Genomic DNA, 21,735 nt, shown 5'->3' with positions numbered 1-21,735 from the left:
CCTTGGACAAAAACACCAAGGCCATGACCGAGATCGTCGAAACTCTCAAAAGCGACGGCATCGAGGCCAAGGACATCCAGACCGTGAATTTCGCGGTGACGCCGGTCTACGACCAAAAGAAAGAAGGCCGCGCGCCGGTGCTGGTCGGCTACCGGGTGACGAACTCAGTCCGCATCATCGTCCACGACACCGGCAAGCTCGGCGCCATCCTCGACAAGGTGGTGACGGTCGGTGCGAACGAGATCGGCTCAATCGAGTTTGGCGTGTCTGAACCAGAAGTGCTCAAAGATGAGGCACGGAAGGATGCAATGCGCAACGCCATCGAGAACGCGAAGCTGTACGCGCAAGCCGCGGGCGTCGCACTCGGTCCCGTCCTCACCGTGGCTGAGGAAGACGGCGGCTACATCCCCCGCTACGCGGCCGCGCCCGCGGCGATGGAAATGGCGAAATCGGTCCCCATCGAGGCCGGCACCACGACGGTCGAAGTGCGACTTCGCGTCACGTGGGAGATCAAGTAAAATACGTCGGTTGTTCGCCAACACCCTGGCAACGAAGCGTTGACGACGTCCGGCGAGGGGAGGCGCGGCCTTAAGCGAGGTCACGCTATTCTGTGGACGTGGCTTGGGGGACCGGAACCGGAACCCCTGCGCCGCTGTTAGCTTTTTCAGTGTTGATTGCGCTAGGAAGCGGATGATGCGGATCGCCCAAATCGCCCCGTTATACGAATCTGTGCCGCCTAAGCTCTATGGTGGCACCGAGCGTGTGGTTGCCCATTTGAGCGACGAGCTCGTGCGGCGTGGTCATGATGTCACCCTGTTCGCGAGCGGCGACAGCACCACGCTCGCCAACCTCGTACCCTGCCGCGACGTGGCGCTCCGCCTCGACAGCGAGGATGTCTCCTGGGACCTCCCGGCACATCTTTCCATGCTGACGGAAGTCCGCAGGCGCGCGCATGAGTTCGACATTCTCCATTTCCATCTCGACTGTCATCACTTTCCGATTTTCAGCGACATCGCAGACCGTACTTTGACGACGCTGCATGGCCGCCAAGACGTGAAAGACCTGCCGCGGCTCTATGCGCTCTATCCGGACTATCCGCTGATCTCGATCTCATACAGCCAGCGCCGCCCCCTGCCGCATCTAAACTGGGTCCGCACAATCCATCATGGCTATCCAATCGACCTCTACAGATTCTCGCCTGAAGCCAAAGGCGGCTACCTCGCATTCCTCGGACGCATTGCGCCGGAGAAGGGCGTCGACAGGGCGATCGCGATTGCCGCGCGCGCAGGCCTCCCGCTCCGCATTGCCGCCAAAGTCGATTTCGCCGATCGCGGCTATTTCGAGAATGTTATCGAGCCGCTGCTGAAGCACGCCACCAATGTCGAGTTTATCGGTGAGATCAACGACGCGCAGAAATCAGAATTTCTCGGCAACGCGCTCAGCCTGCTCTTTCCCATCAACTGGCCCGAGCCGTTCGGCCTCGTCATGATCGAGGCCATGGCCTGCGGGACGCCCGTCATTGCGTTCAACCGCGGGTCCGTCGCCGAGGTCATCGAGGACTGTGCAACCGGTTTTGTCGTGGAAAGTGTCGACGAGGCGGCAAACGCCGTTGCGCGGCTCTCAACCATCGATCGCGCGGTGGTCCGCGCCTCCTTCGAGCGGCGCTTCAGCATCGAGGTCATGGCCGCCGGCTATGAGGCCGCGTACGAAAGCGTCCTCAGCGCGGGGGCCGCGCCGCATCACCTCGCACCGGACGACGATATCGTTGTGCTGACCCGCGTCGACGGTGGAGCAAAGGAGCGGCCTGCCCGGAGGCTCGCAACCGGGGCCGCGGCATAGTTTGCGCTTGCGGAAGTGAGCCCGGTAAGCGTAAGCCCCCAAGCCATGGGCGAAGACATAGCAGCGGCCGTTTTCGAATCGTCTGAGCCCGCGCTTGCGCAGGGCGGTCTGCTGCATGTCCTGAAACACGACGACCTTTTCGCGGTGTTCGACGCGCGCGGCGATTTCTACGGCCATCTCCATGCTGTCGGCCCCAGCATCGGCGCCGACGGGCTGTTCCAGGACGATACCCGTATCCTCTCCCAGCTCGTCCTGCGCATGAACGGCGCCGCGCCCGAGCTCTTAAGTGGCGATATTGGGCGCGACAATGTCGTGTTCACCGCGCATCTCACCAATCCCCCCTTTCAGGACCGCCGCAACCGCATCGTCCCGCGCGCGCAGATCCATCTCTTGCGCCGCAGGCTGCTGTGGCAGCGGAAGCTCTACGAAGCCCTGCTCGTGCGCAATTATTCGGCCGACGACGTCACCTTCGACCTCACCTTGGACGCCGACGCCGATTTCCGCGATGTGTTCGAGATCAGAGGGGCGGTCAGGCCAAGGCGCGGCGATGCCATGCAGCCTTGCGCCGAGGGGAACTGCCTCACGCTGTCTTATCGCGGCCTTGACGAGCAGATGCGCACCACCGCAATCAGCTTCTCGGCGCCCGTGGCGATCAGGGGCCGGCGCATCATCATCCCCGTCGATTTGAAGCCGGGTGCGAGCCGGCACATCCTCATGACGATCGCAAGCGACGGCGACATGACGATGCCAAGCCGCGGCGCCTTCTTCGCCGCGCTAAAAGCCAGCAAGCGCGAGGCACGACGGCACATCCACGCGCTCGATCGGGTCAAGACGTCGAATACCGCCTTCGACGGCTGGGTCGGACGCGCGGCCGCGGATCTCTCGCTTTTGATTACCGAACTGGAGACCGGCCCCTATCCTTATGCCGGCATTCCCTGGTTCAGCGTTCCATTCGGGCGCGACGCCGTCATGACCGCGTTGCAGGCGCTGTGGATCAACCCGTCGCTCGCGCGCGGCGTGCTCTCCTTTCTCGGCACGGTGCAGGCTGCAGAGCAATCCTCGTTCCAGGAGGCCGAGCCCGGCAAGATCATGCACGAGACCCGCAAAGGTGAGATGGCGGCGCTGCGGGAGGTCCCGTTCGGGCGCTATTATGGCGGCGTCGACACCACGCCTCTTTTCGTCATGCTGGCAGGTGCCTATCTGCGCCGCACCAATGACGTGGAATTCTGCCGCAGCATCTGGCCGGCGGTCCGCGCGGCGCTCGAGTGGATTGACACGTTTGGCGACGCCGACGACGACGGCTTTGTCGAGTATCGCCGCAGCGATCCCGGCGGGTTGCAGAATCAAGGCTGGAAGGACTCCGACGACTCCATCTTCCACGCCGACGGCAGCTGTGCCGCGGGCGCCATCGCGCTCGTCGAGGTGCAGGCCTATGTCGTCGCGGCGAAGCGCGCTGCTGCCGAGATTGCCGACGCTCTGGGCGAGGCCGATGTCGCAACGCGCATGAAAGACGCGGCCGATCGGCTGGAGGGAAATCTCGACAGACGCTTTTGGTCGGACGAGATCGGGACCTACGCCATCGCGCTCGACGGGGCCAAGCGCCCCTGCACGATCCGCACCTCGAATGCCGGCCATGTGCTGTTTTGCGGTGTCGCCGACAAGGCGAAAGCCATTCGCGTCGGTCGCGATCTGATGAGCCAAGATCTCTTCAGCGGCTGGGGCGTGCGCACGGTCGCCGCCGGCTCGAGCCTTTACAATCCCATGTCCTATCACAACGGTACGATCTGGCCGCATGACTGTGCCGTCGTGGCCGCGGGCCTCGCCCGCTACGGCATGACCGATGCGGCGGCACGCATCTTCACCGGCCTGTTCGATGCTGCCTGCCGGTTCCCGGCGTTTCGCCTGCCCGAACTCTTTTGCGGGTTCAGGCGCCGCTCGGGAGAAGGCCCCGTCGCCTATCCCTCCGCGTGTACGCCGCAGGCCTGGGCGAGCGGCGCGGTGTTTCTGCTACTGCAAGCGTGTCTCGGCATCGACATCGACGCCAAAGCAGGTGTTATCCATGTTTCGAAGCCCTGCCTGCCGCCCTGGCTCGATCATGTCGCGATCGGGGATCTCACGGTCGGCAGCGGCCAAGCCAGCCTGCACTTCCGCCGCGAGCGGGACTTGATCGCTGTAGCGCTCAGCGACGTGCAGGGAGACGTGAGGCTGGAAAGCCTGGCCTAGGCTGAGCGGGAAGCCTTAGCGCGCCCAAGTTTCATTTCCTGATTCATATCAAAGCCGAACCACTCGGCCTTCCGATAGTTTTAGAGCTATGGCTCAAAATGCCCCAAACCTGCCGCCGGATGATCATTATGCTCGTGACCGCGCCACCATGGTCGACCGGCATTTGCGTGCGCGCGGCATCTCCGATCCCCTCGTGCTCACGGCCATGGAGCGGGTGCCGCGCGAGGCCTTCATCGCCACACCTCTGCAAGAGTTTGCCTACGAAGATTCCGCGCTTCCCATCGAGGCGGGGCAGACCATCTCCCAGCCTTACATCGTCGCCCGCATGCTGGAACTCGCCGAGCTCAGTAAGGGCGACAAGGTGCTCGAGGTCGGCGCAGGCTCCGGCTATGCCGCGGCCGTGACGAGCAGGATCGCGGGCGAGGTTTATGCCATTGAGCGCCACAGGCTGCTGGCGGATCAAGCGAAGGATCGGCTGAGTCGGCTCAGCTACGGCAACACCGAGATCATTTGCGCCGACGGCACGGTGGGACTGCCCGACAAAGCTCCGTTCAACGCCATCATCGTATCCGCCGGCGGGCCGCAGGTTCCGGAGACGCTGAAGCAGCAGCTCGCCATCGGCGGCAGGCTGGTTATTCCCGTTGGCCGAGGTCACCATCAGACGCTGCTGCGCGTGCGCCGACTCGGCGAAGACGAGTTCGACGAGGAGGATTTTGGCGCCGTCGCCTTCGTGCCGCTTATCGGCGAGGAAGGCTGGAAGGACACGGAGCAAAAAACCGAAGCCCCCGTCGACGCCCAGGATGCAAGCTTTGCGACCGGCCTCCTGCTGCCGGCGCAGCGGGCAAAGTCAATCCGGACCGGCTTGAGCCGGCTCATCGCGGAGCATGCCGAGCCGTTCGGCGATCTCGACGAGCTTGCAGGTCTCGCCGAACGCTTCGCCGACCGGCGCTTGGTGCTTCTCGGCGAAGCCACCCACGGTACCGCGCAATTCTACGATGCCCGCGCTCGCATCACCGAGATGCTGGTGACCCATCACGGCTTCAACATTGTCGCGGTCGAAGCCGATTGGCCGGACGCGGCGGGGTACGACGCCTATGTGCGCGGGCTACCACGACCGGCGGTACCAGAGACTGCTTTCACGCGCTTCCCGACCTGGATGTGGCGCAACGGGCAAGTGGCCGCTTTTCTGAACCGGCTGCGGGCGATCAATAGCGCCGTGGACGATCCGGAGCGGAAAGCCGGGTTCTACGGGCTGGATGTGTATAGTCTTAGCGCTTCCATCGAGGCCGTGCTCGCCTATCTTGGCGGGATCGATCCCGAGGCCGCGCGCACCGCGCGGGAGCGGTACGGGTGCCTCGCGCCATGGCGTGCGGAGCCGGCGCGATACGGCCACATGGCGCTCAACCGCGGCTTTGCGGTGTGTGAGAAGCCTGTTACCGACGCCCTGCTCGACCTCCTGCGCAAGCGCCTCGATTATCTCGGCAGGGACGGCGACGCCTTCTTCAACGCCGAGCAGAACGCGCGTGTCGTCGCGGCGGCGGAGCAGTATTACCGCGTCATGTATTATGGCGGGGCGGTGTCCTGGAACCTACGCGACCAGCATATGTTCGACACGCTTGAACGTCTGCTCGTCCAGCGCGGGCCCCATGCCAAAGCGGTGGTCTGGGCGCATAATTCTCATATCGGCAACGCGAAGTTCACCGAGATGGGCCAGGTGCGCGGCGAGCATAATATCGGGCAGCTCGCGCGGCAGCGTTTCGGCGAGGAGGCTGCGCTGATCGGCTTCGGCACGGATCGCGGGACTGTCGCCGCCGCCTCCGATTGGAACGCGCCCATGGAGATCAAACGCGTCCGTCCTGCCCGCGAGGACTCCTATGAAGGCCGCTCGCGAGACGCCGGCATTGCTGCCTTCTTCCTCGACTTGGGATCAGGGCAGAAGCCGTCGGTGCGCGCGGAGCTGGCAGAGCCCTTTCTCGAGCGTGCGATCGGCGTGATCTATCGGCCGGAAAGCGAGTTGCTGTCACATTATGTCCAGGCCGAGATGTCGCGGCAGTTCGACGCCTGGATCTGGTTTGAGGAAACCGAGGCCGTCGCCGCGCAGGCTGTCGCACCGGCTAAAGGGGCGGACGATACCTATCCGTTCGGTCTCTGAGTTTCTTTCAACTGAGAGGCAAGTGACGCCTAGCGGATGGCGTCGACCGCGTTGCCCTCGCCTAGCATCACAACAGTGGGGCGATAGTTGCGGGCTTCCTCAGCTGGGATCTGGCAATAGGCGACGATGATGACCTTGTCGCCCGTCTGCACCAGGCGGGCCGCGGCGCCGTTCACTGCAATACCGCGGGTGCCCTGGGGGGCCTCGATGGCGTAGGTGGTGAAGCGCGCGCCAGAATGGATGTTGAGCACATCCACCTGCTCATGCGGCAGGATACCGGAGGCGTCGAGCAGATCCCGATCGATGGCAATCGAGCCTTCGTAATCGAGATCGGCGCCGGTCACCGTGCCGCGGTGGAGCTTCGCCTTCAGCATGGTCAAAATCATCGCCGTTCCTTCACAAAAGCGCCGGCTGAACGCGGCATTTCATGCGCGCATATAAGACAAGCCACGGCCTGGTGCAACGTAACGCCGCGCCTGGCAGGTTCGGGTTATGGTGCGCCGAGCAAACGAAGGACCCGAACATGCCGGACATCACTCTCGACATCAATCCCCTCATCGCGGTGGCGGTGGTCGCCGCGACGGCCCTTAGTCTAGCGACGCCGTCTATGTGCCCTTTACCAATGCCGTGGTGAAACGCCGCCGGCTGCCGGCCGCGAGCTGGAGCAGCATCTGGTACCTGCTCTCGTCGTTTGCCGTCATCAGCTACACCAATCACTGGTTCTACGTGGTGTTCGCGGCGGCCGGTTCGTTCATCGGCGCCTATGTGACCATGACCTTCCTGCATCCGGGCCCGACCTATCCCGCGCAACCGCCCGGCTCCGCCCCCGGCTGATCTCAGGTCCGTTCGGAACGGCGGGGTTTGCCAGGCTTTGGCATCGTGCCGCCGTCGAGGGTCGGCGGGTCGGCGCGGTCCGGATTCTCCGCGCCAGGCACATGGTAATAGTCCTGATCGCCGCGGCCGCCATCCTCCTGCCACTGGTCCTTGGCGCTCTCTACCGCATTGCGCGTGCGCTTGACGCCACTTCTGCCAAGCCCGCGCTTACCGCGCACCCATTGCCACAGTCTCATCTCGGCCCATCCTCACGTTTTGGTTCAAAGAGGAAACACCGGGCGGGCCAAGGGGTTGCATGCGACGAAGCGGCCCGAACAGCCGGCAAGCGCGAGGCTTACGGGGGTGGCTCAACAATAGGCTGAACGCCATCGCCAACTTTCTCTGAGAATTCGCAAGGCATTGTGGGCCCCGTGCTGACGATTCCTAGAGGGGCATCAGCCATCCTCGCCTCACGTCAACCCCGGCACCCTCAAGCCGGAAGCCAAGGAGCCATGCCATGTATCTCAGCCTCAAGGCGAAGGCCGCGATCTTCGTCTTCGCACTCGGCGCCCCGTTCGGCGCCGCCAATGCCGCCCCGCTCGCGCCGCTCGATGCGCCGGCGATCTTTTCACGCTTGCGCGCGGCTTCGACGGACGCCCCTTCGCGGCGGACGCCTACGATTACGGCCGCGCCGCGCAGCCTTGGGCCGCGCCCTATGTCACAGCACCAGGCGCCTTCTATGACGACGATCCCGACGCGCTTTACGACGGCGACTGGCCGGGCGGACCCACCGAGCAGTACTGATTCCCCGTTTCTCTCTCTCCGTTTGCCACTCTTCGACCCCCGGGCCCCCCCGGGGGTCTTTTTATAGCGGAGGTGGGGACGCCGCTGACGATCGGCCTCGCGTCGTCTGCCTTGCGCTGCATTCTACGGGCACGCACCCGCACGGGGATAAGATTCGCATCGTTCAAATTTGCGGCAATTTGCGAGCGCGGCTCTAAGCTCGTTTTGAGACCGGGTGTGCATGGTTACCCCGCGCTGCCCGATGCGTCAGGCCAGAGGGGTTCTGAGCGGGCGGCAACGGAGAACGTAATGAACCTGCCTGTTCGGACCACTGTTGCGCTGTTTACCGTGATGCTTTTCGCCGGCGTTGCCCAGGCCGCCCCCGTGGCCCCGCCTGCCGACGATGCCTCGCTTCTCATCAACGTCGTCGACGACGCGACCAGCGAGAACGACGCGATCGACATGGACGAGAACAAGTTGCCGTCCCCTGAAGGCGCGACCACCAGCACCCCGCCTGCCGCCACGCCTGCTCCGAGCTCGACCGACGACGTCGAGACCGACGAGCTGAAGCGCGACGGCATGGAGGACTAAGCGTTTCGCAACGGGCGTCGCGTTTCGCGACTCCTTGAGCGGCGCTTTCCTTTTCACCCTCGGAGGGATTTCCCTTCGGAGGTGAAGTCCTTTTTTGAGCTCCGCCGACGACCGCCGGAGTGACGAGCGCGGTTGCGCGCAGCGAAAATTTCCCCCCGGCGGCGCCGGCTAGGTTCGAGGAGATGGCGCGCCGAAAGGCGCAATCTTGTAGCGTCCGCGAACCTTTGCGGGGATCGCGGCGGGCGCCGTCCGGCGCGCCACATGCGCATCAGCAGCGAAGCGTCAGCGCAACTGAAATGCGCCTAAGCTTCAAACGTGAAGCGCATGCTTCTTCGCGGCAGATTTTTCGGTCGCCGGGCCGCGCTTTAGTCCGAGATCTCCCGCTTACCGTATCAAGTCTTGCGAGACCTCTTTCTGGGAAGAGGCACGGCTCGCGTTTGGCGTGGACCCTCGGATCGTCAGCCAGCTCCTGGCGGGGCCTCATAGTGGACCCGGGCGGAGCCCCGGCGCCGCCCGAGCGTGATCCTTGCGAAAAACCACCCGCGGGCACCGCACCCCGTCCCGCTTCACGACGCCTCATGAATGCGCCCCTCAGTGGACGAGGTGATGCGGATTGTAAGGGAGGTTTGGAGGGCGGGGATAAGTTTTTCGCGTTGCCGCCCCCTCACCCTACCCTCTCCCCACGGGGAGAGGGAGATCAGCGCGTCAGGCGGCTTCGATTGGCGCGGACATGGCTGCGATAGCGCCGCATGACCTTCTGCAGCGAGCCGCCGACGGCGAGCGTGCCCATCGCTTCGGCGAAAGCGAGATTCTTCTCCGTCAGCATCAGCTGCGCCTCTCGCTGCGCGCCAGACCCGCCTTGCGCGAGCCGCATCATGCGGAGCGCAATGACCGACTGCGTCTCGGCGCCGAGGCGCGCGGCATCGAAGGCAAACGTCATCCAGGCTTTGAACATGATTCCCCCCCCGCAAAGACGCGGCCGCACGAGGACCGCGCGGCCGCACCATAAGGTCAAGACTGCGCGGGCGCTAGCGGCGGCCGGACAGCGCGCCGAAGAGGAAGCCGAGGCCGACCGCGATACCCACGGCGATCCAGGGATTGGCCTTGATGGCGGAACCGGCCTGGTCGATGGAATCGACCGCATAGGCTTCGGCGCGGGCATATTGCTTCGCGGCCATGTCGGACATCTCGCCGGCAAGGTCGTTGACATCGTCGCCGACATTCTTCGCGGTCTGGGCGGCCTGACGCCCGGCGGGGGAATTGGCGGCTTGGCGATAGGCTTGGTTGGCTTGGTTGGATTGGCTCATCTCACTGTCCTTTTCATTGCGGCCAGCAAGGGCCGGCGCGGCATAGGGAACAGGAGAACGCAGGGAGTCTCGGGATGTTCCTTTTAGATGACAGGAAGGCGATGCCCTACGTGATGATCACCTCGCCGATATCGGTGGGACGCTCAGACGCGAGCATCATGGCCTATGGTTGGCCGGGAGTGTGGCGGGGGCAAGGGGGCTATTCCTCCCCTATTCTCTTAACGACAGTTCGGACGTCCTGCCATTGTGCTGGATTAATCGGTGACTTCCACACTTAATGAGGCGGTTCTGGATGAGGGCTAGCACGAGCATGTTGCGCGATGCCGCAGCTGATCAGGTACTCCTACCGTTACTGCTTAAGAATGCTTTGCTTGAAAGAAAAGTGCATTCGAAGATTTCTTCGTGCATGCCGCCATCGTTTTATGGCGGGAGGACTTTCAACCTTGGAAGCCGGGACAATTCGGAGACTTAAAGTGTGACGGGTATTATACCCCTAATGAGTGGCCTTTGGATGGACCGCTGAAATTGGAGTTGCGGGCGCTAATCCTGCGGTGGCTCAACTCAGATGAAGAACCTAGTGCTATCGCGAAGCTCTTCTATTCTCAAAGCGATCTAGACAACGAAGTACTGCGCTTGTTGCTTGAAAAGGCCGTAGCGCGGGGGGATGCTGTTGTTTTGACAGCATTAGTCGCTGTCGCAGTATCGACCCAATCAGGTTGTTGCGCAGCGTTAACAAATCAGCCGAGGCGCGCACCTCAGGATGACGGCGATTAGTTGTCGAGGAAGGAGCGGAGTTTCCGGCTGCGCGAGGGATGTTTGACCCCCGGATCAAGTCCGGGGGCTAAAGGCTTGCGCTAGTTATCCAGAAAACTCCGAAGTTTTCTGGATCGAGACGGATGTTTGAGTTTTCTGAGCGCCTTGGCCTCGATCTGGCGGATGCGCTCACGGGTGACGGAGAATTGCTGGCCGACCTCTTCCAGCGTGTGGTCGGTGTTCATGCCGATGCCGAAGCGCATGCGGAGCACGCGTTCCTCGCGCGGCGTGAGGGATGCGAGCACGCGCGTCGTCGTCTCGCGTAAGTTGGACTGGATCGCGGCGTCGATCGGCAGCACCGCGTTCTTGTCCTCGATGAAATCGCCGAGATAGGAATCTTCCTCGTCGCCGATCGGCGTCTCGAGTGAGATCGGCTCCTTGGCGATCTTTAGAACCTTGCGCACCTTCTCGAGCGGCATCGCCAATTTCTCGGCGAGCTCTTCGGGCGTCGGCTCGCGGCCGATCTCGTGCAGCATCTGGCGCGAGGTGCGCACGATCTTGTTGATGGTCTCGATCATGTGCACGGGAATGCGGATGGTTCTTGCTTGATCCGCAATGGAGCGGGTGATGGCCTGCCGGATCCACCACGTGGCGTAGGTGGAGAACTTATAGCCGCGGCGATATTCGAACTTATCGACCGCCTTCATCAAGCCGATATTGCCTTCCTGAATCAAATCAAGGAATTGCAGGCCGCGGTTCGTGTATTTCTTGGCGATGGAAATGACGAGGCGGAGATTGGCTTCGACCATCTCCTTCTTCGCCTGGCGCGCCTCGCGCTCGCCCTTCTGCACGATATGCACGATGCGGCGGAACTCGGAAATCTCAAGGCCGGTCTCGGCGGCCAGCGTATGGATCTCCTGGCGGATGTCCTTGATGATGCCGCGCTCGTCATGGACGTATTCGGTCCAGCCCTTCTTCTTCAGCCGGCCGACGCGGCGCATCCAGTTGGGGTCGAGCTCGTTGCCCTGATACTCGCCGAGGAAGTCCTCGCGCTGCACGCCATAGCTCTCGGCGAGGCGGAGCATGCGGCCTTCATAGCCGAGCAGCTTCTTGTTGATGTGGTAGAGGGTCTCGACCAGGCTCTCGATGCGGTTCGCGTTCAGGGAGAGCGACTTGATCTCGGCGACGATCTCGTCCTTCAGGACCTTGTAGCGTTTCTCCTGGCCGGTGGAGAGACTATCGGCGCGAAGCGCGCGCTCGACGACCTGATCCTGGAGCTTGCGGAGTTTCTTGTAGTTGGTGGCGATGGCGTCAAAGGTCTCGAGCACTTTGGGCTTGAGCTCGGCCTCCATGGCGGCAAGCGACAAGGAGTTCAGATCGTCGTCGTCGTCGTCGAATTCTTCCGGGGGGGCTTCCTCTTCCTCGTCGTCGCTTTTGGCCCCGGCGGGCTGTTGCGGGGCGGTGCCCGGGGCGGCGGTGGCGTCGCCGTTCACATGGGTGCCGTCGCCATTGGCCTCGCCGGGCAGCGGCTGGGAGGCCACGGGCTTGGCGTCAGGGCCCTGATAGGTGGCTTCGAGATCGATGATGTCGCGCAGCAGAACCTTGCCTTCGTTCAGCTCGTCGCGCCAGATGATGATGGCCTGAAAGGTAAGCGGGCTCTCGCAAAGCCCCGCAATCATGGCCTCGCGGCCGGCCTCGATGCGCTTGGCGATGGCGATCTCGCCCTCGCGCGACAGAAGCTCGACGGTGCCCATCTCGCGCAGATACATGCGCACGGGATCGTCGGTGCGCTCGGACGGCTCGGCGCGTTCGGGTTTGACGATGGCTTGCGGCGCGGCGACGACTTTCGTCACCTCGGTGCCGGCCTCGGTCTCGGCCTCTTCCGCCTCGTCGGTGTCGATGACGTTGATGCCCATGTCCGACAGCATGGACATGGTGTCTTCGATCTGCTCGGAGGAAACCTCCTCCGACGGGAGCACCTCGTTCAGCTCGTCATAGGTGACGAAGCCGCGGGCTTTGGCAGTCTTGATCAGCTTCTTGACTGCCGCATCCGACATGTCGAGGACCGGACCATCGTGCGGGGTCTCCGGCGTCTGTTCCTGATCCTCGGCTTCAGCGGTCTTCGTTGCCATGCGGTATACTCCGAAGCGTCTTGCCTGACGCGCCTCTGGGTCGGTCGCTGGAGCGCGTTGCCCGCCCTTCTCAGTCCTTAGCGATTAACGGGGGCATCCCTTAACCGTCAATTAAGCATGACTTCGACATCCATTCCGGGCCGGTCACGAGACACAGGCGTCCGTCCCGGGTCGACTGTCACTCCCCAATACATTCGGTCCGGACGCGGCGAATGGAGAACTCTCCGGCGCAAGGTGCTGATGCGTTTCACGCTCCGCCCCCGCCTTTGCCTCCACGCAAAAAACGCGCCCATCGCGAGGCTCGGTACGCCGGCGGCTGCAAGGCCCGATCCTGAGCGTCCCATTCAGGGAATTGGCGAAGGCGCAAGCCCCTGTCAAGCCCGCGGGAGCGCTTGACTTCCATGATTTCCCGCCTCCCAACGCGCTAGCTCTTACGGCGGGAAACTGCAAGAGGGAGGCCGGTCTATCTCAGTCCGCCTGCCGCTGGCTGCGACGCCCGCGATGCCCCCCAATATTCTCGGCTTTCAGCCTGGCAATCGTCTCCTGGAAGCGCCGCGCATACTCGCTGTCGTCGGTATTGTCGGTATGGCGGACGCCGTTATTGGCCAGTTGCTGCTGAAGCATCGCGAACTGCTCGAACTCGGCTTCCGAGGCCTCGGAGAGCTGATCGGCCATTTCCTCGATCTCGCGCTGGAGGGTCGGCAACGCATTCCAGCGGAAGAGCAAATCCGAAAACGCCTCCTCGACCTCGGCGCGCGGTGTGTCCGCCTGCAAGAAGGACAGACGCATGAAGGCGCTGTCGGTGGAGAGCTTCTCCACGAGCTTCGCATGCGTCGTCGCCTTCAGCGCTTCGGCGAGAGAATCGGGGGTGATTCCCGGATGATCGAAAATGCAGCGGGTCATGAGGCTGAGAAGCTCGGCGAGCGCCCGCTGTTTGATGTGCAGGGATGCAACCTCCTCGGCGAAGTGGTCGAGCAGCCAGGGGTGGCGGAGGAGGCAGAGGATGATGGTCGTGACGAAGCCGTAGGAGGACGGCGGCCGCGTCGCCTGTGAAGTCCCTTGCGTCTTGCCAGGGCGGGGCTGCCGGGTGCCGAGCTCACGCCAAAGGGCGAAGAGGCGGTTGCGAATCTCCTTCCGATAGTGATCCTTCACGCGCGCGGCGCCGATCTCGGCGATCAGATGCTCCAGCCGCTCCTCGAGCGCGGCGCGGCGCTCCGGCGTGTCGATGGGCGAGGCCTGGCGCTCGCGCTGCCAGACCACGTCGATCAGGGGGCTGGCGCCATTGAGGATCGCCGCGAGCGCGCCCTTCCCTTCATTGCGCACGAGATCGTCGGGGTCTGAGCCTTGCGGCAGAAAGGCGAAGCGGAAGGAATGTCCCTCGCGCAAGGTCGGCAACATGCGGTCGATGGCACGCGCGGCGGCGGCCTCGCCCGCCTTGTCACCGTCGAAACAGACAATGGGCTCCGGCGCGAGCAGCCAGAGCTGCTCCATCTGCCGCTCGGTGAATGCGGTCCCAAGCGTCGCGACGACATTATCGAATCCTGCCTGATGCAGGGCAATGACGTCCATATAGCCCTCGACCACGATGACCTCGCCACGATCGAAGGCGCCTTTGCGTGCGCGCGCGAAATTGAAGACGGTCGAGCCTTTGTCGAAGAGCTTGGTCTCCGGCGAGTTCAGATATTTGGGCTCGCTCGCGCTATCGAGCGCGCGGGCGCCGAAGGCGATGACATGGCCGCGCGTATCGGTGATGGGAATGGTGAGGCGCTTGCGGAAACGGTCATAAGAGGGGCGGCCGTCATCCGGCTTGATGAGGAGTCCCGCTTCGAGAAGCTGCGCCTCGGTGAAACCTTTCTTCAGCAGCGCCGTCTTCAGCGTTTCGCGCGACTGCGGCGCATAGCCGATCCTGAATTCCTTGAGGGTCGCCGGAGAGAGGCCGCGCGCTTGCGCATAGGCGAGCGCCTCCCTGCCCTCGGCTGTCCGCAGCTGCTCCTCGAAATAGACGGCGACCGCCTCGACGGCGTCGCGCAGGCCAAGGCGCTCGCGTGCGACGCGCTCGAATTGCGGGTCCGGCTTCGGCATCGGCACGCCCGCGTCACCTGCGAGCCGCTCCACCGCTTCCGGGAACGACACCCCCTCCGTCTCCATGAGGAAACCGAAAATGTCGCCGTGCTTGCCTGAGGAGAAGCAGTGATAGAAGCCCTTCTGATCGTTGACGGTGAAGGACGGGGTTTTCTCCTTGTTGAAGGGCGACAGGCCCTTCCATTCGCGGCCGGCACGCTTCAGCGGCACGCGGCGGGAGACGACCTGGGAAACAGGCAACCGCGCGCGAATCTCGTCCAGGAACGAATCAGGGAATTTCATAAGTGCACAGTGGGCCTTTAGGTGGGGCGCCGCGCGGCGGATTTGCCGTCATTACCATTATTCACCGATTGCGAACAAATGCGGAACCCGAGTTGCCCGCCGGCCAGTCGTGGATCGCCGGACAAGACGAGCCACGACCCACGGGTCGGCAAACGAAAAGGCCCTCCCGAATAAGGAGGGCCTTCGCTCAGGTCCTTGTCGCTGCGAAGGCAGCGGCCGGCTTAGTCGGTGTTAAGGGCACCGGTGCGGATCAGCTCGGGAGGAGCGACAACCGCAAGCGTCGAGGCGTCGGCACCGCAGAGCAGGTTCATCGACTGCTTCTCGGCCGCATCGAGACGAACCATCTCGCCCGGCTTCAGATCGATCCGTATGCGGGTCGAGGCATAAGGCACCTTGGCGTCGAGGTCACCCCAAACCACGGCCATAACCGCGCAGCGGCCAGCTTCGGGCTTATAGAACGCGATGACGCGTTGCGTGCCGATCTTGGCAAGGATCGGCTCGGACGGACCGACGGGGCCAAAATTGGAACGCGGCTCGTCGGCCGAGGCCGACAATGCGGCGCCAAGCGCGACAAGCGTCGCAAGCGCCGTCAGACCGAGAATTGAGGAAGATCGTAGAGTCATGGTGGGCCTCCAGTTGTCAGTGTCGGCTGCCGCCAAAGAGACCACCTCTCACATGCTGCAGCGCGATATCAGAAGCCCAATCAATATTGCAGTGCAGTGACGAAACCATGTTGCAGTGCGAAGACAAAAGGACGCGGGGCCACCCGCCGCAGTAGAAACGCGAATGACGATTGGATTTTCCGATGATGCGGCGCGCTGTTTCATTTAAACAACGCGGCGTGACAGCAGAATGGGCTGAGGGAATTTCGCATGGCCGTCATCATCGTCCTGCTGGTGGCGCTGGTCGCGCTCGCCGCGATCCTGTGGTGGGTTCTCGACATCGATGTGTCCGAAGTGGTGCTCGGCGCAACCGCACCTGTCACCGGCGTTGCGCTGATCTATTGGTATTGGACGCTGTGGTCTTGGCTGGCAGGCATCGTGCTGCTCGCGGTCGGCGGTCTGGTCGCTTTTCCCTGCTGCGGCAGCGCACTCCGAAAGACGGCGCGTAGCCCAGTCAGTGGGCCGCAGGAATAAGCGTCATCCCGGCGAAAGCCCGGATCTAGCAACATTGCACAGAGCGCGTTCTGGATTCCGGATCGAAAGTCTCGCTGCTCAAGAGCCTTCGGCTCGTGGCGCCTAGCGTCCGGAATGAGGAAGGGAATTAGCCGAGCTTCGCTTTGACGAGCGCGCCGGCCTTGCCGAAATCCATCTGGCCGGCATAGCGGGCCTTCAGCACCGCCATGACCTTGCCCATGTCCTTCACGCTCATGGCGCCCGCCTCCGCGACCGCATCGGCCACGGCCTTGTCAATGTCTGCGCCGAAAAGCTGCGCGGGCAGGAACTCGCGGATGATCGCGATCTCCTCGCGTTCCTGCGCGGCAAGCTCGGCGCGTCCGGCATCCGCATAGATCTTCTGCGACTCCTCGCGCTGCTTGATCATCTTCGCCAAGAGATCGAGCAGCTCGGCGTCGCTCGCTTCGCCCTTGCCAGTGCCGCGCGCGGCGATGTCGCGATCCTTGATCGCGGCGCTGACCATGCGCAGCGTCGAGACGCGGCGCTTGTCCTGCGCCTTGGTCGCCACTTTCAAGGCGGCGTTGATGGTGTCGCGCATTTGGATGAGCTTGTGCGAGGGAAAGAAGGAAGCTTCCAAACTAGTTCACCGACGATTCGTAGGCAAGCGATTGCGCCCCTCTAATCTGCTGTAATCACAGGATAATTTTGGAGAGACGCATTGACCCGCAAGCGCCCGTGGCCTAAGAGATTTTGGCTTACCGTCAGTTCGCCGCCATCCTTGACGCCGGGGCCCGCGCACCCGACCTTTAAGCACGCCACACGAGCATCAGATGAAGACGATGACCGAGCATCCTGACAATGACGAGCAGGTGAGCGCGCAAGGGCGCGCCACGAAAGGTTGGGCCGAAGAGGCGCCGACGGCGCTCCTCGTGCTCGCCGACGGCACCGTGATCGAGGGCCGCGGCGCGGGCGCTGTCGGCCATGCCGTGGGCGAAGTCTGCTTCAACACCGCCATGACCGGCTATCAGGAAATCCTGACCGACCCGTCTTATGCCGGGCAGATCATCACCTTCACGTTTCCGCATATCGGCAATGTCGGCGCCAACAATGAAGACATCGAGACGACGAACCTCGCCGCGTCCTCCGGCGTGCGCGGCTGCGTGCTGCGCACCGAGATTACGCAGCCTTCCAATTATCGCGCGAGCCAAGGCTTCGACGATTGGCTGAAGGCGCGCGGCATCATCGCGCTGACCGGGGTCGACACACGCGCGCTGACCGGCCTCATCCGCGAGAAGGGCATGCTCAATGCCGTGATCGCGCACGCCCCCGACGGCAGATTCGATCTCGACGCGCTGAAGCGCGAGGCGGCCGCGTGTCCTGCCATGCTCGGCCTCGACCTCGCCAAGGACGTGACCTGCGGCCAGAGCTATGACTGGGACGAGACGGAGTGGCAGTGGGGCGATGGGTACGGGCGCGGGGGTGCCGCGCGCTTCCATGTCGTCGCCATAGATTACGGGCTGAAGCGCAATATTCTGCGCGAGCTAGCCACGGCGGGCTGCCGCCTCACCATCGTGCCTGCAACGGCAACGGCGGAAGAGATTCTTGAGCGGAAGCCGGACGGCGTGTTCCTGTCCAACGGTCCGGGCGACCCGGCGGCCACCGGCGTCTATGCCGTGCCGGAAATCAAGAAGCTCGTGGAGTCCGGATTGCCGCTGTTCGGCATCTGTCTCGGGCATCAGATGCTAGGGCTGGCGCTCGGCGGGACGACGCGCAAGATGCATCAGGGCCATCACGGCGCGAACCATCCGGTGAAGGATTTCACAACCGCCAAGGTCGAGATCACCTCCATGAATCACGGTTTTGCGGTCGACCGCGACAGCCTGCCGGAGACCGTCGAGGAGACCCATGTGTCGCTGTTCGACGGCTCCAATGCCGGATTAAAGGTCAAAGGCAAGCCCGTGTTCTCGGTGCAATATCACCCGGAAGCGTCCCCGGGCCCGCAAGACAGCCATTACCTCTTCGGGCGCTTCGTGGACTGCATGGAGCAGGCGAAGGAACGGTCGGAAGACTGAACCGCAGCGTCGAAAGAGATTTCAGCGCGCGGCCTCGCCGACGGTATCGGCCATCACGGCGCCGCGCGCGCCCATCGGCTTGCCCGCGCCGACCGTGCTGTCGTGCGCCGTCTGATGCTCCATCTCGGCGTTGAGCTCGCCGCCGACCAAAATGACGCTCACCGACAGCCACAGCCACATCATCAGGCCGATCGCCGCGCCGAGCGAGCCGTAAGTGGCATCGTAATCGGCGAAGTTTGAGAGGTACCAGGAGAACAGCGCCGAGCCGCCGAGCCAAGCCAGGGCGGCAAAGATGCTGCCGACGCTGAGCCAGCTCCAACGCGCGCGCTCGCGGCTCGGGGCACAGCGGTACAGGACCGCGAGCCACAGCATGACGATGACGAGCAGCGCCGGCCAGCGCAGCAGCGAGACGATCTCTCCGGCGCGGGTCTCGTAGCCGGTCCAGGCGAGGACGAGCGGCAGGATCACAATGCCGGCGAGCGCCAGGAGGACGAACACGAGTGCGCCGATGGTGAAGGCGAAAGCGACGAGGGTGAGCTTGATGAAGCTCCGCTTCTCGCGCTCGTCATAGACGACATTGAGGGCGTCGATGATGGCCTTGATGCCTGCATTGGCGCTCCACAAGGCGAGCAGCAGACCGAAGAGAAAGCCGAAGCCGAGCGCGTTTTTGCCGGTCTCGGTCAGGCGGGTCACCTGTTCGCGCACGATGTCGATGGCGCCGCCGGGCATGACGCCGCCGAGAAGCGACAAGTGCTCGTTGATCACGCTGGGATCGGTGAAAAGGCCGTACAGCGATACGAGCGCGGTGACGGCGGGGAACAGCGCCAGCAGCATATAGAAGACGGCGCCGGCTGCGACGGCGAGAAGACGATCCTCACCGATCTGATTGTAGGTCCGCCAGAGGATGTCCTTCCAACCCTTGACTGGGATCTGCGCCGGGTTGGCGGCGCGGCGGCCGCGGCCGCGATCGGCGGCGCGCGCGTCCTGAAGGTGGTCCGGTTCCTGGGAGGGACGCATGGCGATGGCCCCTTCGCCGTCCGCAGCAGCGAAATCCTCCCGGACGTGGCGATCTCCGTTCAGCAGACCAACGCCGTCATGGTGCTGGCTTGCGTTGCGGTTGGGACCGGCACGATAGGTGCCGATCACACGATCCACGCCATAGGCCAAGCCGACAAAGCCGGCGCCTAGGAGGAGATCGAGCCAGAGCGGCGTGTTCGGAGCGTGTCGGTTGGCAGCCATGATCCAGCGCGGTGTGTTTGGGTGGTAACCCCCAGGACGCCGGTAAGTTGCAGGCGCGCGGTAACGCGGCCCTTTCACGGCCTCGCTTCCATCGCGGGACGATCTGGTCTAAGACCCCACCCGGCTCTCGACGAACCCAAACAACGCGTCTTTCGGGGGCCTGAGCCAAGTCTTTCATGCCCAAACGCACAGATATCAAGTCCATCCTGATCATCGGGGCCGGACCGATCGTGATCGGCCAGGCTTGCGAGTTCGATTATTCCGGCACCCAAGCCTGCAAGGCCCTGAAAGAAGAGGGCTATCGCATCGTGCTGGTGAACTCGAACCCGGCAACGATCATGACGGACCCGGGCGTCGCCGACGCGACCTATATCGAGCCGATCACGCCGGAATTCGTCGCCAAGATCATCGATAAGGAGCGGCCCGACGCGCTGTTGCCGACCATGGGCGGGCAGACCGGGCTCAATACCGCGCTCAGCCTGCACCGGTCCGGCGTGCTGAAGAAATACGGCGTCGAGATGATCGGCGCCCGCGCCGAGGTCATCGACAAGGCCGAGGATCGCGAGCTGTTCCGCGAGGCCATGGCCGTGATCGGGCTGGAGACGCCGCGCTCCCGTCTCGCCGATGCGGCATCGCTCAAACGCGCCGACCGCGAGAAATACAAGAATGAGGTCGCGCGCATCGAGGCCTCGATCGCGGACCCCGACGAGCGGGCGCGCGCACTCGACGTGTTCGACGCACAATGGGCCGGCAGCGAAGTCGAGCGGCGGCGGCGCTACGTGGAGAAAGGGCTGATCGAAGCGCTGGAGGCCATCGGCGATATCGGCCTGCCCGCGATCATCCGTCCGTCCTTCACGCTTGGCGGGCTGGGCGGCGGAGTCGCCTATAACCGCGAAGAGTTTCTCGAAATCATCGAGCGCGGGCTCGATGCCTCGCCAACGTGCGAGGTGCTGATCGAAGAGTCGGTGCTCGGCTGGAAGGAGTATGAGATGGAGGTCGTCCGCGACAAGGACGATAACTGCATCATCATCTGCTCCATCGAGAATATCGACCCGATGGGCGTGCATACCGGCGACTCCATCACCGTGGCGCCGGCGCTGACGCTGACAGACAAAGAATATCAGATCATGCGCAACGCCTCGATCGCGGTGCTGCGCGAGATCGGCGTGGAAACCGGAGGCTCCAACGTGCAGTTCGCGGTGAACCCCGCGGATGGACGTCTCGTGGTTATCGAGATGAACCCGCGCGTGTCACGCTCCTCGGCGCTGGCGTCGAAGGCGACGGGCTTTCCCATCGCCAAGATCGCAGCCAAGCTTGCCGTGGGCTACACGCTCGATGAGCTTGCCAACGACATCACCGGCGGTGCGACGCCCGCAAGCTTCGAGCCGAGCATCGATTACGTCGTGACGAAGGTCCCGCGTTTCGCGTTCGAGAAGTTTCCGGGCTCGAAACCCGTGCTCACCACCTCGATGAAATCGGTTGGCGAGGCGATGGCCATCGGCCGCACCTTCCCTGAGTCGCTGCAAAAGGCGCTGCGGTCGCTGGAGACGGGGTTGACCGGCGTCGACGACGTGATGTTCGAGGGGCTCGGCCAAGGCGACGACAAGAACGTGATCCGCGCCGCGCTCGGCACGCCCTCGCCCGACCGGCTGTTGAAAGTCGCACAAGCGCTCCGGCTCGGCGTCGACCACGAACAGATTTACGATTCCTGCAACATCGATCCCTGGTTCATCGACCAGTTGCAGGGCATCATCGACATGGAGGCACGCGTCCGCGAGCACGGTCTCCCACAACAAGCTTCACAGCTCCGCGCGTTGAAGGCGATGGGCTATTCCGACGAGCGGCTGGCGACGCTTTCGGGATGCGATGCGAGCGAGGTCTCTGCACTCCGCCGGTCGCTCGACGTGCATCCGGTCTTCAAGCGCATCGACACTTGCGCCGCGGAGTTCGCATCGCCAACCGCCTATATGTATTCCACATACGAGACCGGGTTCGCCGGACCGCCGCAATGCGAGTCGCGGCCAACGGCTGCGGAAAAGATCATCATTCTCGGCGGCGGGCCCAACCGCATCGGGCAAGGCATTGAATTCGATTATTGCTGCTGCCACGCGGCCTTCGCTCTGTCGGCCACCGGCTACGAGACCATCATGGTCAACTGCAATCCCGAGACGGTTTCGACCGATTACGATACGTCAGATCGTTTGTATTTCGAGCCGCTGACCTTTGAGGACGTAATGAACATCGTCGAGGTCGAAAAACCGGACGGCGTAATCGTGCAATTTGGTGGGCAAACTCCGCTTAACCTTGCTGATCGGCTACATGAGGCGGGTGTTCCGATTATCGGGACATCGC

Annotated in this window: 17 protein-coding genes and 1 pseudogene; 9 read left to right on the top strand and 9 right to left on the bottom strand. The window is 63.4% G+C overall.

Annotation, left to right across the window (positions count from 1 at the left end; genetic code table 11):
• The 4 genes from ACR2J1_RS08080 to ACR2J1_RS08065 all read left to right on the top strand — a co-directional run.
• A partial coding sequence (locus ACR2J1_RS08080) for an SIMPL domain-containing protein (RefSeq protein WP_434018817.1) occupies positions 1-518 on the top strand: 518 nt, incomplete at its 5' end.
• 175 nt (positions 519-693) lie between these two features.
• Positions 694-1,839 (top strand): glycosyltransferase family 4 protein, encoded by a 1,146-nt coding sequence (locus ACR2J1_RS08075; protein ID WP_434018816.1) that lies wholly within the window; start codon positions 694-696, stop codon positions 1,837-1,839.
• Positions 1,840-1,884: 45 nt separating this feature from the next.
• The gene (locus ACR2J1_RS08070) at positions 1,885-4,062 is read left to right on the top strand and encodes an amylo-alpha-1,6-glucosidase (RefSeq protein ID WP_434018815.1); all 2,178 of its coding nucleotides are present in this window, start codon (positions 1,885-1,887) and stop codon (positions 4,060-4,062) included.
• Positions 4,063-4,150: 88 nt separating this feature from the next.
• Complete coding sequence (locus tag ACR2J1_RS08065; protein ID WP_434018814.1) at positions 4,151-6,214, top strand: protein-L-isoaspartate(D-aspartate) O-methyltransferase; 2,064 nt, start codon at positions 4,151-4,153, stop codon at positions 6,212-6,214.
• Positions 6,215-6,243: 29 nt separating this feature from the next.
• On the opposite strand, the gene panD is transcribed toward ACR2J1_RS08065, so the two are convergent.
• Positions 6,244-6,600: an aspartate 1-decarboxylase gene (panD, locus tag ACR2J1_RS08060; protein WP_434018813.1), complete on the bottom strand. Its 357-nt coding sequence runs from the start codon at positions 6,598-6,600 to the stop codon at positions 6,244-6,246.
• A gap of 137 nt (positions 6,601-6,737) precedes the next feature.
• Between panD and ACR2J1_RS08055 the strand changes: the two are divergent.
• A pseudogene (locus ACR2J1_RS08055) lies at positions 6,738-7,048 on the top strand (hypothetical protein).
• Positions 7,049-7,050: 2 nt separating this feature from the next.
• Here ACR2J1_RS08055 and ACR2J1_RS08050 read toward each other — a convergent pair.
• Complete coding sequence (locus tag ACR2J1_RS08050; protein ID WP_434018812.1) at positions 7,051-7,284, bottom strand: hypothetical protein; 234 nt, start codon at positions 7,282-7,284, stop codon at positions 7,051-7,053.
• An 835-nt stretch (positions 7,285-8,119) separates the two neighbouring features.
• Between ACR2J1_RS08050 and ACR2J1_RS08045 the strand changes: the two genes are divergently transcribed.
• Complete coding sequence (locus tag ACR2J1_RS08045) at positions 8,120-8,401, top strand: hypothetical protein (protein ID WP_434018811.1); 282 nt, start codon at positions 8,120-8,122, stop codon at positions 8,399-8,401.
• Positions 8,402-9,098: 697 nt separating this feature from the next.
• Here the strand turns inward: ACR2J1_RS08045 and ACR2J1_RS08040 are convergent.
• From ACR2J1_RS08040 to ACR2J1_RS08020, 5 genes are all read right to left on the bottom strand, one after another.
• Positions 9,099-9,356 carry a hypothetical protein gene (locus tag ACR2J1_RS08040; protein ID WP_434018810.1) on the bottom strand — a complete coding sequence of 86 codons (258 nt, stop codon included), beginning with the start codon at positions 9,354-9,356 and terminating at the stop codon, positions 9,099-9,101.
• A gap of 73 nt (positions 9,357-9,429) precedes the next feature.
• Entirely contained in the window at positions 9,430-9,708 is a 279-nt protein-coding gene (locus ACR2J1_RS08035) for a glycine zipper domain-containing protein (protein WP_434018809.1), read from the bottom strand.
• An 854-nt stretch (positions 9,709-10,562) separates the two neighbouring features.
• Positions 10,563-12,593 carry an RNA polymerase sigma factor RpoD gene (gene rpoD / locus ACR2J1_RS08030; RefSeq protein WP_434018808.1) on the bottom strand — a complete coding sequence of 677 codons (2,031 nt, stop codon included), beginning with the start codon at positions 12,591-12,593 and terminating at the stop codon, positions 10,563-10,565.
• A gap of 468 nt (positions 12,594-13,061) precedes the next feature.
• Positions 13,062-14,957: a DNA primase gene (dnaG, locus tag ACR2J1_RS08025; protein ID WP_434018807.1), complete on the bottom strand. Its 1,896-nt coding sequence runs from the start codon at positions 14,955-14,957 to the stop codon at positions 13,062-13,064.
• 221 nt (positions 14,958-15,178) lie between these two features.
• On the bottom strand, positions 15,179-15,580 hold the full coding sequence (locus ACR2J1_RS08020; protein WP_434018806.1) for a hypothetical protein: 402 nt from the start codon (positions 15,578-15,580) through the stop codon (positions 15,179-15,181).
• A 249-nt stretch (positions 15,581-15,829) separates the two neighbouring features.
• Between ACR2J1_RS08020 and ACR2J1_RS08015 the strand changes: the two genes are divergently transcribed.
• On the top strand, positions 15,830-16,093 hold the full coding sequence (locus tag ACR2J1_RS08015; protein ID WP_434018805.1) for a hypothetical protein: 264 nt from the start codon (positions 15,830-15,832) through the stop codon (positions 16,091-16,093).
• A 127-nt stretch (positions 16,094-16,220) separates the two neighbouring features.
• Here the strand turns inward: ACR2J1_RS08015 and ACR2J1_RS08010 are convergent, their stop codons facing one another.
• On the bottom strand, positions 16,221-16,670 hold the full coding sequence (locus ACR2J1_RS08010; protein WP_434018819.1) for a GatB/YqeY domain-containing protein: 450 nt from the start codon (positions 16,668-16,670) through the stop codon (positions 16,221-16,223).
• Between the two features lie 241 nt (positions 16,671-16,911).
• Between ACR2J1_RS08010 and carA the strand changes: the two genes are divergently transcribed.
• Positions 16,912-18,144 (top strand): glutamine-hydrolyzing carbamoyl-phosphate synthase small subunit, encoded by a 1,233-nt coding sequence (carA, locus tag ACR2J1_RS08005; RefSeq protein WP_434018818.1) that lies wholly within the window; start codon positions 16,912-16,914, stop codon positions 18,142-18,144.
• Positions 18,145-18,165: 21 nt separating this feature from the next.
• Here carA and ACR2J1_RS08000 read toward each other — a convergent pair whose 3' ends face one another.
• Positions 18,166-19,383: a YihY/virulence factor BrkB family protein gene (locus ACR2J1_RS08000; protein WP_434018804.1), complete on the bottom strand. Its 1,218-nt coding sequence runs from the start codon at positions 19,381-19,383 to the stop codon at positions 18,166-18,168.
• Between the two features lie 176 nt (positions 19,384-19,559).
• On the opposite strand from ACR2J1_RS08000, the gene carB reads away from it, so the two are divergent.
• Positions 19,560-21,735: carbamoyl-phosphate synthase large subunit (carB, locus tag ACR2J1_RS07995; protein WP_434018803.1), on the top strand; the 2,176-nt coding region annotated here is incomplete at its 3' end.

It is taken from the genome of Methyloceanibacter sp., from assembly GCF_050999895.1.
GTDB lineage: Bacteria > Pseudomonadota > Alphaproteobacteria > Rhizobiales > Methyloligellaceae > Methyloceanibacter.
This window is presented reverse-complemented; position numbering and strand designations above follow the sequence as displayed.

Excerpts from the sequence above, each read along its gene's own strand:
- ACR2J1_RS08075 (WP_434018816.1), top strand. The coding sequence starts at position 694 with ATGCGGATCGCCCAAATCGCCCCGTTATACGAATCTGTGCCGCCTAAG.
- ACR2J1_RS08070 (WP_434018815.1), top strand. The coding sequence starts at position 1,885 with ATGGGCGAAGACATAGCAGCGGCCGTTTTCGAATCGTCTGAGCCCGCG.
- ACR2J1_RS08065 (WP_434018814.1), top strand. The coding sequence starts at position 4,151 with ATGGCTCAAAATGCCCCAAACCTGCCGCCGGATGATCATTATGCTCGT.
- panD (WP_434018813.1), bottom strand. The coding sequence starts at position 6,600 with ATGATTTTGACCATGCTGAAGGCGAAGCTCCACCGCGGCACGGTGACC.
- ACR2J1_RS08050 (WP_434018812.1), bottom strand. The coding sequence starts at position 7,284 with ATGAGACTGTGGCAATGGGTGCGCGGTAAGCGCGGGCTTGGCAGAAGT.
- ACR2J1_RS08045 (WP_434018811.1), top strand. The coding sequence starts at position 8,120 with ATGAACCTGCCTGTTCGGACCACTGTTGCGCTGTTTACCGTGATGCTT.
- ACR2J1_RS08040 (WP_434018810.1), bottom strand. The coding sequence starts at position 9,356 with ATGTTCAAAGCCTGGATGACGTTTGCCTTCGATGCCGCGCGCCTCGGC.
- ACR2J1_RS08035 (WP_434018809.1), bottom strand. The coding sequence starts at position 9,708 with ATGAGCCAATCCAACCAAGCCAACCAAGCCTATCGCCAAGCCGCCAAT.
- rpoD (WP_434018808.1), bottom strand. The coding sequence starts at position 12,593 with ATGGCAACGAAGACCGCTGAAGCCGAGGATCAGGAACAGACGCCGGAG.
- dnaG (WP_434018807.1), bottom strand. The coding sequence starts at position 14,957 with ATGAAATTCCCTGATTCGTTCCTGGACGAGATTCGCGCGCGGTTGCCT.
- ACR2J1_RS08020 (WP_434018806.1), bottom strand. The coding sequence starts at position 15,580 with ATGACTCTACGATCTTCCTCAATTCTCGGTCTGACGGCGCTTGCGACG.
- ACR2J1_RS08015 (WP_434018805.1), top strand. The coding sequence starts at position 15,830 with ATGGCCGTCATCATCGTCCTGCTGGTGGCGCTGGTCGCGCTCGCCGCG.
- ACR2J1_RS08010 (WP_434018819.1), bottom strand. The coding sequence starts at position 16,670 with ATGCGCGACACCATCAACGCCGCCTTGAAAGTGGCGACCAAGGCGCAG.
- carA (WP_434018818.1), top strand. The coding sequence starts at position 16,912 with ATGACCGAGCATCCTGACAATGACGAGCAGGTGAGCGCGCAAGGGCGC.
- ACR2J1_RS08000 (WP_434018804.1), bottom strand. The coding sequence starts at position 19,383 with ATGGCTGCCAACCGACACGCTCCGAACACGCCGCTCTGGCTCGATCTC.